Here is an 11,420-nt window from a genome sequence, read left to right as displayed (position 1 = left end):
TATGATAGGTGCACTTTACGTTGTTGGTCCTGCAGGTACAGGCAAATCAACATTCTCCGGATCGCTGAATGAATGGCTGAAGCACATGGAGTTTGACTCTGCCATAATAAATCTTGATCCGGGTGCGGACTATCTGCCATACGAACCTGATTTTGATATAAGGGAATACATATCCCTTGACTCCATAATGTCAGATTACAATCTTGGGCCGAACGGATCGCAGATAGTTGCTGCAGATATGATAGTGAGCTACGCAGACAAGATAACGGAGTTTCTTGAAGATCTCGATGATTACTACGTCATAGTGGACACGCCGGGCCAGATAGAGCTGTTCACCTTCAGGACATCGTCGACTGAAATCGTGGAGAAGGTATCAGGCCAGAGGTCAATGATGGCCTACATAGCCGATGCGCCTCTTTCGACCTATCCATCCGGCTTCATAGCACAGAAGATGCTTTACGCTTCAGTTTTCTCAAGGTTCTTCAGGCCAATGATGTTCGTCCTGAACAAGATAGACCTCGTTTCGGACGAGGACATACAGGAGGTAAAGAAATGGGAATCATCCCCGGATCTGCTCAACGATGCATTCATGGAGGAAAAGGGGCAGATGGAGAAGGACTACTTCATTGGAATACTCGAAGCGTTCAAGGAGAGCAACATCATGACAAAGATCTATCCGGTATCTTCGAAGGACTCATTCGGCTTCGAGGATATATACTCTCAGATGGCGCTCTACTTCACCGGTGGAGAGGACAACGACACATACAGGGAGGAAGGATAACTTTTTTTTCAAAAATACGTTCAAATGGCAAAAAGGCCTAGCGTTAACGTCAGCGCACAGTATCCCCCTGCATTATCATCTTTCTGAGCCTTTCGGCCTCCTGATTTCCTGGATCGAGCTTCTCAACCTCCTCCAGCACCGCTGAAGCCTCATCCTTTCTTCCCATCCTTATGAGCACGTCAGCCTTCATAAGCAGGTAGTTGTAGTTTGCCGGTACGATCTTTATGGCTTTCTCAGCTGTGGCGAGCGCGTCCTCCAGCCTGCCAAGATCCATCAGCGCCTCGTATTTCTTGTACACGAATATCTGATCGGTTGAATCCAGATCAGCAGCCTTCGAATAGTCCTCAAGCGCCTTTTCTGTATCGCCCTTCTTCCAGTATGCGTTGCCCCTGTTGTAGTAATAATCCGGTATATCGTTCTCCAACTTTATCGCTGCCGTGAACTCCTGTATCGCCTTGTCCACAAGCCCCATGTCCTCATAGACAGAACCGAGCACGTTGTGGTAGTCTGGCTGTGAACTGTCAAGGCTTATGCTCTTCTTCAGATCCTTGATAGCCTCCTCGTACTTCTTCATGGAATAGTAGGCCATCCCCCTGTTGTGGTACAGGTCAGGATCGTCTGGAATTATCTCTATGGCCTTGCTGAACTCCTCAACGGCCTTATCATACTTGTTGATATTGAAATACGATATGCCCCTCTCATTGTATTCATCGGCACGCTGTTCCTTGTTATTGAGCTTAAACTCATCCGCCATGTCTTATCCGTGTCCTATAACGAAGGTATTATACAATGTTTTTGTTTCCACTTGAAAACTAATGCAAGAACGATTGCAGGGATTCCTGTTCTATTATGAGGAAGCACGTCCTTCTATTATGTCCGCTATGCGTGATGCTTCTTCCGGAAATATTATGGCATCTCCAGAATACGTGGAATTATTGGCTCTTATCACGAAGTCATGCGAGAATCTGAGGAAGGATTCATCGCCGATCACAAGGAATTTTATCGAACGAGCGTAACCACCGAAGCCCTCGATGAAAACGATATCAGAGTCGAGCGATGCAAGGATCTCGTCGATATCGCTTCTCTTCCTGGTGAGCCTGTATGTCCTTGTCGGCGAGAGAGCTATCGTCTCGTAGGATCCTGCATTCTCTGCTCTCCAAGTGTCCTTGCCCTGCGTATCGAGGTCAAGATTGTCATGCGGTATGTTTTTTATATACGCTATTTTGTATTTATCGCGCAGCGTACGTATCAGCGTTTCGATGACCGTTGTCTTTCCAGACGAGGAGGAACCGAAAAAGGAGAACACCTTCATGCTAACATCATGGAATCACCGTGGCCTCCACGGCCTCCCCATCCATGATTTCAAGCTGATCTATCCTCAGCATTCCAGAGATCAGATCGCGATATTTCTCTATCTCAGCCTTCCTCCCCTTTATCGAAGCGATTTTCACCCTGGTCCCAACTGAGACCTTGGCAGCTGATTTTGCAGATCTTATGGCGTCGATCACGCTCACTATGTATGAGACCTCTTCTGCATCACCATACCTGCGTTTTTCCTCTGGCCATGAATCAACATGCACGCTGATCTTCTTTCCAGGAAAATCAAGAGTCTGGTATATCTCCTCGGATATGAACGGCATAATCGGAGCATAGGCCTTTGCCACGTCCATCATTACCTTGGATGCGGTGTATAATGTTTCATCAACGTCATCGCTGCGCCCGGATTCCGAAGACTTCTGTACGATTGGCTTTATCATCTCAAGATAATTGTCGCAGAACACGTTCCAGAAGAAGGTATCCAGCAAGGTCCTCGCCTTTGAAACCTCGTAGTTCTCCATATGCGATGTTATGGCCTCCATTGCCCTGGACTCCTCAGTCAGTATCCATCTGTTCACTGGATTTGAGACATCCTGGAACATCCGTATTTTCCTGTCCCCCTTCAGTATGTCGATGAGCTTCTTCGCGTTGTACATCTTTATGACAGTCCTGCGCCCCCTTGTGAAGTCCTGTTCCTTGATCCTTATGTCGTCTCCCTGGGACACGGTTGAGGCCCAGAAACGCAGTGCGTCAGCCCCATATTTATCTATAACGCTGTATATATCGACTATGTTTCCCTTGCTCTTGCTCATCTTTTCTCCGTACATGTCGTAGACATTGCCGCTTATCATGAGTTTGTACCAGGGTATCCTGTCATCGTGTATCTTTGACCTGGCTATGGTCGTGAAAGCCCAGAATGATATTATGTCATGGCCCTGCCCCCTGAGATCCTCTGGATAGTACCTGTCGAAGAGGCCGAAGTGCGTCAGGGCGATCCTTGGCGTTAGAGAGGACGTAGCCCAGGTATCCATCACATCACGTTCAGGCACGAGGTTGGTCGATCCGCACTTATCGCATCTCTTATCTGGTTTCTGTATCCTGGGATCAACCGGAAGATCCGCCTCATCCGCGTATATTGTGTTGCCACAGTCCGCACAGTACCATACTGGAAATGGAACACCATAGTACCTCTGCCTTGATATGAGCCAGTCCCACTTGAGACCGTTGACCCAGTTCTCATATCTTACGCGCATATAATCAGGTATCCACTCTATCCTGCGGCCGTTCTCGATAAACGCGTCCTTCATGTCCAGGTACTTTATGAACCACTGCTTCTCTATGAATATCTCTATCGGCGTGCCGCACCTCTCGTGCGTATTCACAGAGTGCTTTATGTTCTCCTCCTTCACCACGTATCCTTCATCCCTGAGAATTTCTATGATCCGCTTTCTCGCGTCAGGTATGGTCATACCCTTCAATGGGCCGGCCTCATCGGTCATCCGGCCATCCCTGTCGATGCTCATCTTCAGTGGCAGATTGTATTTCTTCCAGAGGTCGAGGTCATTCTGATCGCCGAAGGTGCACACCATCTCTGCGCCGGTTCCAAAGTTCATGTCAACGGATCCATCGGTCATAACCTTAACACGGTTGCCGAACACCGGCACGGTGGCCTCTTTCCCTATAAGATCCCTGTACCTGGCATCTTCAGGGTTAACGAACACTGCAACACAGGATCCGAGCATCTCCGGCCTTGTGGTAGCTATGGTCAGCGGCCTTCCCTCGACACTGAAATTAATGTATACGAGTTTGGTGTGCATCTCCTGGTCCTTCATCTCTATCTGCGATATCGATGTCTTGCATGTTGGGCAGCGTATTGAAGGCGCGAGGTCCCTGTATACCCGCCCCTTTCTGACCAGGTCAAGGAACATCGATTGTGATATCCTTATAGATTCAGGAGAGCTTGTAACGTAATAATCTTTGAAATAGCAGCTCATCCCTATCCGTTTCCATCCCTCAAGGAGGCTCTTTTCACTGGTCTCGCTTATCTCCCTGCACAACCTTATGAATTCTTCAACGTTGCTGTCGGTTGGCTTTACTCCCGTCTCCTTCTCAACATATCTCTCAGTCGGAAGGCCGTTGTCGTCAAAGCCCCATGGGAAGAACACATGGTAACCCCGCATGCGCTTATACCTCGCTATGAAATCGAGATGCGGGTATGAGAATGAGTGGCCCATGTGCATCTTGCCGGATACTGTTGGTGGCGGGGTATCTATGGCGAATACCCTGTCTCGGTCAGCGGGCTCAAACCTGTAAACATCATTATCGTCCCAGTATTTTATCCATTTCTCTTCCATCTGATTTATATCTATGTCCATCCTGATTTGTAATTGAGATACGCTTAATTAATTTACTTTATCATTTTCATCACGGATTCAAGGTCAGCTAAACGATCATCCTGCAAGGACCATGGCATTGTCAAACATTTTATATCAATTACTGATAGCTTCATGAATGATATATGTGATAGATACCTCCGCTATAATCTCAAGGAATCTGAACCTGCTGGAGGGCGATCTGATATTCCCATCATCGGTTATCGGCGAGATAAAGAAGGGAAAACTCCGATACATGATAGACGCCCTGTTGCCGATGATAAAGGTGGCCAGCCCGGATCAGGAATTCCTGAGGATCGTGGAGGAGACCGCTTCGAAGACAGGCGATCTGATGAATCTGAGCCAGACAGATAAGGATGTCCTGGCCATCGCGCTCCAGTACGATGCCACGATCGTTACGGATGACTATTCGATACAGAACGTTGCATCATATCTGAACCTTGGATTCATGAATGCTAACATAAAGAGGATAGAAAAGCAGATAGCGTGGGTCTATCGCTGCACTGGATGCAAGAAGATATTTCCGGAGCCAGTAAAGGTATGCGATATATGCGGGCATGAGGTTAAGAGGCACTACGACAAGAAGAGATCCCTGGTCAGAAAGGTCTAGTTTCCTGCCACCTTCCCGATGAGATCTGCCACCCTTATTGCCTCTGGAAATTTGCCCCTGATGGTATTTCTTGTTATTATTTCTCTGGCGCTCTGTGGATCTATTCCTGCCAGGTTCGCCATTATCAGGTATCGCCCGTTGATTATCTCCACGGGCCTAAGCGATCTCAGTATCCTGACCTTCTCATCATCACCAAGATGTTTTTCTATGGCATCGATCATCCGGTCCACGCTTCCACCCTGTTCAAATATTGATATGACAGGTATTCCGATTTTCTCGTGTAAAGCGTCTATGTCGCATATGTTGAAGCCGGCGAAAGATATGCCACTCATCATTATGACCCTGGCAACTCCGCCTGTCTTGAAGAACAGTCTTTCCATGGCATCGTTGACGTCCGTTCCATCGACATGGATCCTCTCCTTCTCGATCATCTCTATGTATCCATCAATGCGCATAAGCACGCCTATCAGGCTGCTCTCGGCATCGTTCCTTGAGAATGGCGAATCGTCTATGCCAAGGATCCTTATCCCTCTCTTGATCTGGACCCTTTGCGGTGCCGGTTCAAATGGAAGCGATAGACCTCCCCGTGGCTGATCACCATTGTAATCTCTCATCTGATCCTCCTGACGGAGTACCTTATCTCATGGCTCCTTGGAAACTCGCGTTGATAAACCTCCTTGAAGATCTTCTCGAAGTCATCCGAAGCCGCGTGATACTCAGCAGTCCTGAAGCCGAACTCCCTTATATTGAGCGATCCATCTTCTTCCTTCGCTATCTCGATTCCACGGTCTTTCTTGAAGGTCTTCATCTCTATCTCGTATCCGGGTTTCAGTTTTCTGATCATGGATGATATGTCTCTGATGGCACCGGATGAAGATATCATTGGCATAAGAAAGATCACCTGATACCACAGGTAGTTATCCGGAAATAATAGTTATTGCGGATCTCTACCTCTTCGTGTGTTCCGATATCACATGTCCTGTACATTCATCCTCCGATCTGAAGGTAAGGCCGCAGAAAGGGCACCTGTATTCAAAATGCCCTGAGACGATCACCCTGACGCATCCAGGCATGCATGGTTCAACGATTGCCACAACAATATTCTATCGGTCCATAAAGATAAAAAATTATGGCGTTTTCGTGATTTGATCTGAAATATCGGAGATTAATCACTTTAACAGGTCCGAGATGAGGAGCTTGTCCATGAGCGATGCCTTTATCTTGATCTGCTTTGTCAGGTAAGCTGTCAGCGGATCTGTCTCCTTGGAGAGTATCTTGTTGAACGTGTCTGAGGAAACGATCACGTTGATATCAGCATCTATCTTTCCATCCTCAACATCACTTAGATGCGCGTCCTTGAGGTAAAAGTGGTAGTTGTCTTTTCCATCGAATTCAAGATTTATGCTTCTGCTGAGGGATTTCAGTTTCTCCCTGTATTTCGGATCATCCTCAAATTTCTTATTTACCTTGGCTACTAGTTGCTGCAACGTATCCTTCATGGTTTTCCCCCATCCTTCTGTGTTTAAAAATTAATGCCTGTTCGACCAGATGCAGGTGTACCTTTGACGGATCCAGAGGCCTTGATTTGAACTCGCTGTGGTACTGGGTGGCTATGAAGCTTTCGTCCCCATTCCTTTCCAGGATCTCCATCCTGATACCCTCCTCGTCGGTTGCAGAGAATTTGAATCCTGCCTTCTCTATCATATCGATGTAATCAGGGTTGACCTCATACCTGTGCCTGTGCCTTTCGTATATTATATCTGTGCCGTATATCCTGTGCGCCAGTGTCCCCTTCTTTATAACGACCTTCTTTGATCCAAGGCGCATGGTCCCTCCCATGTCCTTCACACCCCTCTGTTCAGGCAGTATGTCCACAACAGGGTAGCGTGTTTTCTCATCGAATTCTGTGCTGTTCGCCCCATCCAGCCCTAGAATGTACCTCGCCACCGCTATGACGGCAACCTGGAATCCAAGGCATATCCCGAGGAATGGAACACCGTTTTCCATCGCATATTTTGTGGCGGCTATCTTCCCCTCCACACCCCTGTAGCCAAAACCGCCGGGTATAAGTATGGCGTCTGCCTCGCTTAGAACACTCTGATCATCCCTGACCTTCTCGGAATCGATCCACATGATATCGACGGCTATGCCGGTATTCCCAGTGACATGGGAAAATGCCTCCTTGTGGCTTATGTATGCGTCGTGCAGATCCACGTATTTCCCGACGATGGCAATCTTCACCCTCTCCCTTGGATGCCTTATGTTTTCCGTGTACTTGGCCCATGTGTCCCTGTATTCTATATTCATGTTCAGAAGCTTTGAGAGCCTTGTTATCAGCCCCTCCTCTACCATCATCTGTGGAAGCAGGTAAACGTTCTCAACATCGCTGACGCTTATTATACCATCAACTGGAACGTCTGTGAACAGCGATATCCTTGACTTGGTCTCATCCGTCAGCTTATTCTTGGACCTTGCGAATATGATATCTGGCTGTATCCCTATCTCCCTGAGTGACTTAACGCTGTGCTGCGTCGGCTTCGTCTTCTGTTCCAGGGTCAGGCCTATCTCAGGCACTAGCGTAACATGGGCAAAAACAACATTCTGTTCCTCACGCTTGAGCTGCCTCAGCGCCTCCAGAAACGGCATGGACTCTATATCGCCGACTGTACCGCCAACCTCAATTAGAACAACGTCCGCGCCACTTGACTTCGCAACATCCCTTATCCTGCGCTTTATCTCATCCGTTATATGCGGTATTATCTGCACGGTTTTACCAAGATAATCGCCGTGTCTTTCTTTCTGTATGACCTCCAGGTAAACCTTTCCAGTTGTTATGTTGTTGTTTTTCGTTAAACTGATGTTCATGAAGCGTTCATAGTTACCGAGATCAAGGTCCACCTCGCCACCATCATCCAGAACAAAGACCTCGCCATGCTGGTACGGATTCATCGTTCCAGCATCATAGTTGATGTATGGATCAATCTTGACCGCAGATACCTTTATGCCTGAATCCTTGAGAATATGACCTATGCTTGAAGTTATGGTACCTTTGCCGAGACCGGATATAACTCCACCAGTCACAACTATGTACTGCATTATGGATAAACACAGACTCGTTAATTAAATTTTTCAATCTGACCCGGAGCCGCTTATACCGCTTTTTCAGAGCAGTACGCTGACATGTTTTCATCTGGCAGGTACCTGTTCCATGCATCCCATGCAGTTGGTTTCGTATTTTTCCACACAGGCACACGTATTTACAATATAAATATGTATAAATATAAACATGCTATCATGTGATAGTCTTTACGTATTATACGGGGCCAGCGGGCCGATGCATGGAAAATATATTTAAGTAAAGACGGAATATTATAATCATGACATTAACTGTCTGCCCATACTGCGGTACGGGTTGCCAGATAGAAGTTGATTATTCTGGAGATCATTACACGGTTCACGGTTATACAAGGTCTGTGGTGAATGAGGGGAAACTGTGCATAAAGGGGTATCAGGGGCTCTCCTACGCAGGATCTCATGACAGGATAACATCACCCATGATCAGGCGGGGCGAATCATGGGTGAATGTGAGCTGGGAAGAGGCAATAGATTTTGTGGTGAAGAGGCTTCGTGAGATAAGGGACAGATACGGACCTGACGCCATAGCCTTTCAGGCTTCTGCAAAATGCACAAACGAGGAGAACTATCTGCTGCAGAAGATAGCGCGCATGATGGGAACAAACAACGTTGATCACTGCGCGAGGAGTTGCCACAGCTCCACGGTCGCCGGCCTGATAAGGACTCTCGGCACTGCGGCGGCAACCGGATCCATAAGAAGCCTGAAATCCACAGAGACGTTCTTCGTGATAGGATCGAATACAACGGAACAGCACCCCATAATAGGCACAACCATAATCAAACAGAAGAAGATGGGTAAAAAGCTCATAGTGGCTGATCCAAGGAGGACAAAGCTTGCTTCAATGGCCGATGTCTTCCTGCAGTTCAGGCCAGGATCGGACGTTGCGCTGCTGAACTCAATGATGTTTGTCATCCTCAAGAAGGGCCTCATAGATTCAGATTTCATAAAGAACAGGACAGAGGGTTTTGATGAATTTGCGCAGGAGATAGAGAAGTATCCTCCAGAGCTGACGGAGCAGATCACCGGAGTACCGCCGGATCTTGTCGAGAAGGCCGCAGAGATCTATGCATCAAACAGGCCATCCGCAATACTCTATGGTATGGGCATAACGCAGCACATACATGGCACGGAAAACGTGATGAGCGTGTCAAACCTTGCACTGATGACAGGAAACTTGGGAAAATACGGATCCGGCATATTCCCACTGAGGGGCCAGAACAACGTTCAGGGATCGAGCGATATGGGCGCGCTTTCTGAGTTCTATCCCGGCTATGTACCGCCAGATTCAGAAAAGGTGGAGACGTTCGAGAAGCTCTGGGAGGCTAAGCTTCCACGCAAGATAGGCCTCATGCTCTCCGAGATGTTCGATGCCGCCATAGACGGAAGGGTCAAGGCAATATACCTGATGGGCGAGAATCCGGTAATAACTGAGGCCAATCTTTCTGAGGTTGAAAAGGGGCTGAAAAATCTGGAGCTGTTCGTTGTGCAGGATATCTTCATGACCGAGACCGCCAGATATGCAAATGTTCTGCTTCCGGCTTCATCCGCGCTTGAGAAGGAGGGTACGTTCACAAACACAGAGCGGAGGATACAGCGCGTTGTTCCGGTTAAGGATCCACCCGGTGAAGCCAGGCCGGACTGGTGGATCCTAAGCCAGATCTATTCAAAGCTCTTCGACCGCGAAGCTTACGGATCACCTGAGGATATATTCAACGAGATACGACTGGCCATCCCAAACTATTCAGGAGCGAAATACGCGGATCTTTACCCGGATGGGAAACAGTGGCCCATCAACGATCAGCATCCGGATGGAACAGAGATACTGCATGTGGACAGGTTCACAAGGGGACTGGGAAAATTGATGGCAATACCATACAGACCGCCATCAGAATCGCCTGACGATCAGTATCCATTCATACTCACAACGGGCAGGAACTACTACCACTGGCATTCAGGAACAATGACGCGCCGCAGCGATATACTGGAGAGGGAATCTCCAAATCCATACGTTGAGATAAGCGTCAACGATGCGAAGAGGCTATCCATAAGGAACGGCCAGACGGTAACAATAGAATCAAGGCACGGCACCATAAAGCTTCCAGCCATGGTGACCTCTAAGATACCGGACGGCATAGTGTTTGTTCCATTTCACTTCAAGGAGGCAAGGGTAAACCTGCTGGTTGGCGAGAACCTGGATCCATATTCAAAGATACCCGAGTTCAAGGTCGTCGCAGTGAGGGTGAAAGCATGATATACGAGCTCACCAGAGATGATATGGAGAAGCTATACCAGAGGATATCACAGGAATACGAAACGTTCGGCGCAAAGGAGGAACTTGGCGAGGTCATTTTCTCGCGCATATCCTCGTTCAGCGAGGTCTCAGAAGAGAAGAGCAGCTATTCTCCGAAAGATTTTCTGATAAAAAGATCCGAGAATATCTTAGAGGTCCCACGTGCCGATAAGAAGGCGGTATTCGGGGTCAAGAGCTGTGACCTGCGTGGTTTCCAGATAATGGATCTGCAGATATTGAACAAGGACCCATTCTACACCGTCAGGAGGGAAAACACGATATTCGTGAATTTTGTATGCAACGAGATGTGCAATGGCGGTTTCTGCACATCATTCGGAGGCCCGGTTCTGGACAGATATGACATTCAGGTGCTGCACAGGGATGGAAAGTATTTTGTTCAGGCCGATGATAGATATGAGAGATTTCTGACCGGATTCAAAATATCCCAAGACCAGAATGTATTCTCAAGGCACTCTCAAGAATTTCTGCAGAGATACGGTAAAATAGACCTCAATGGCATAGAGAAGAGAATGAAGTGGAACTCGAAGCTATGGAGCGAGTTCGCCAGCTACTGCATATCATGCGGGGCCTGCAATTACTCATGTCCGACGTGCTACTGCATAGACGTGTATGATGATGAAACAGGCAGGAAGAAGGAGTGGGACTCATGCATACTCGAAGGTTTCACCAGGACAGCTGCTGGAAACGTGAGGCCTGAACTTTCAGACAGGCTGAGGCAGAGGTTCTATCATAAGTTCAAGTACTATAAGCTTTCAAAGGGAGAATACCTGTGCACAGGTTGCAACAGGTGCGTTGACGATTGTCCAGTAGATATTGATATAAAGGAGGTGATAACACACGATTACGATAAGGAATGATTATGTTCCTGTGAG

General features: G+C 47.7%; 12 protein-coding genes. 4 read left to right on the top strand and 8 right to left on the bottom strand.

What is annotated here, in order from left to right; all coding sequences use genetic code 11:
* Position 1: 1 nt before the first annotated feature.
* The gene (locus F6Q11_RS04660) at positions 2–781 is read left to right on the top strand and encodes an ATP/GTP-binding protein (RefSeq protein WP_297026685.1); all 780 of its coding nucleotides are present in this window, start codon (positions 2–4) and stop codon (positions 779–781) included.
* Between the two features lie 49 nt (positions 782–830).
* On the opposite strand, the gene F6Q11_RS04655 is transcribed toward F6Q11_RS04660, so the two are convergent.
* The 3 genes from F6Q11_RS04655 to F6Q11_RS04645 all read right to left on the bottom strand — a co-directional run bounded on the left by F6Q11_RS04655 (position 831) and on the right by F6Q11_RS04645 (position 4,473).
* Positions 831–1,535 carry a tetratricopeptide repeat protein gene (locus tag F6Q11_RS04655; RefSeq protein WP_297026684.1) on the bottom strand — a complete coding sequence of 235 codons (705 nt, stop codon included), beginning with the start codon at positions 1,533–1,535 and terminating at the stop codon, positions 831–833.
* 93 nt (positions 1,536–1,628) lie between these two features.
* Entirely contained in the window at positions 1,629–2,093 is a 465-nt protein-coding gene (locus F6Q11_RS04650) for a molybdopterin-guanine dinucleotide biosynthesis protein B (protein WP_297026682.1), read from the bottom strand.
* 7 nt (positions 2,094–2,100) lie between these two features.
* A complete protein-coding gene (locus tag F6Q11_RS04645) occupies positions 2,101–4,473 on the bottom strand; it encodes a valine--tRNA ligase (protein ID WP_297026680.1) in 2,373 nt (790 codons plus the stop codon).
* Between the two features lie 136 nt (positions 4,474–4,609).
* On the opposite strand from F6Q11_RS04645, the gene F6Q11_RS04640 reads away from it, so the two are divergent.
* On the top strand, positions 4,610–5,101 hold the full coding sequence (locus tag F6Q11_RS04640; RefSeq protein ID WP_297026678.1) for a type II toxin-antitoxin system VapC family toxin: 492 nt from the start codon (positions 4,610–4,612) through the stop codon (positions 5,099–5,101).
* Here the strand turns inward: F6Q11_RS04640 and F6Q11_RS04635 are convergent.
* The 5 genes from F6Q11_RS04635 to pyrG form a co-directional block, all read right to left on the bottom strand.
* The gene (locus F6Q11_RS04635) at positions 5,098–5,715 is read right to left on the bottom strand and encodes a DUF99 family protein (RefSeq protein ID WP_297026676.1); all 618 of its coding nucleotides are present in this window, start codon (positions 5,713–5,715) and stop codon (positions 5,098–5,100) included. The two genes, F6Q11_RS04640 and F6Q11_RS04635, sit on opposite strands and share 4 nt — an antisense overlap.
* Positions 5,712–5,990: a hypothetical protein gene (locus F6Q11_RS04630; RefSeq protein WP_297026674.1), complete on the bottom strand. Its 279-nt coding sequence runs from the start codon at positions 5,988–5,990 to the stop codon at positions 5,712–5,714. The genes F6Q11_RS04635 and F6Q11_RS04630 overlap by 4 nt, the downstream gene beginning before the upstream one ends.
* A 58-nt stretch (positions 5,991–6,048) precedes the next feature.
* Positions 6,049–6,195 carry a hypothetical protein gene (locus F6Q11_RS04625; protein WP_297026672.1) on the bottom strand — a complete coding sequence of 49 codons (147 nt, stop codon included), beginning with the start codon at positions 6,193–6,195 and terminating at the stop codon, positions 6,049–6,051.
* Positions 6,196–6,270: 75 nt separating this feature from the next.
* A complete protein-coding gene (locus F6Q11_RS04620) occupies positions 6,271–6,600 on the bottom strand; it encodes an SCP2 sterol-binding domain-containing protein (protein WP_297026670.1) in 330 nt (109 codons plus the stop codon).
* Positions 6,560–8,197 carry a glutamine hydrolyzing CTP synthase gene (pyrG, locus tag F6Q11_RS04615; protein WP_297026668.1) on the bottom strand — a complete coding sequence of 546 codons (1,638 nt, stop codon included), beginning with the start codon at positions 8,195–8,197 and terminating at the stop codon, positions 6,560–6,562. Before pyrG ends, F6Q11_RS04620 begins: the two co-directional genes overlap by 41 nt.
* A gap of 281 nt (positions 8,198–8,478) precedes the next feature.
* On the opposite strand from pyrG, the gene fdhF reads away from it, so the two are divergent.
* Positions 8,479–10,488: a formate dehydrogenase subunit alpha gene (gene fdhF, locus F6Q11_RS04610; protein ID WP_297026666.1), complete on the top strand. Its 2,010-nt coding sequence runs from the start codon at positions 8,479–8,481 to the stop codon at positions 10,486–10,488.
* Positions 10,485–11,405, top strand: a complete 921-nt coding sequence (locus tag F6Q11_RS04605) for a 4Fe-4S dicluster domain-containing protein (protein WP_297026665.1) — start codon at positions 10,485–10,487, stop codon at positions 11,403–11,405. The genes fdhF and F6Q11_RS04605 overlap by 4 nt, the downstream gene beginning before the upstream one ends.
* Positions 11,406–11,420: the final 15 nt, after the last annotated feature.

The sequence above is a fragment of the Thermoplasma sp. genome (assembly GCF_008709555.1).
Lineage (GTDB): Archaea > Thermoplasmatota > Thermoplasmata > Thermoplasmatales > Thermoplasmataceae > Thermoplasma.
The sequence above is the reverse complement of the archived record's forward strand: the minus strand, read 5'-3'. Positions and strand labels throughout refer to the sequence as shown.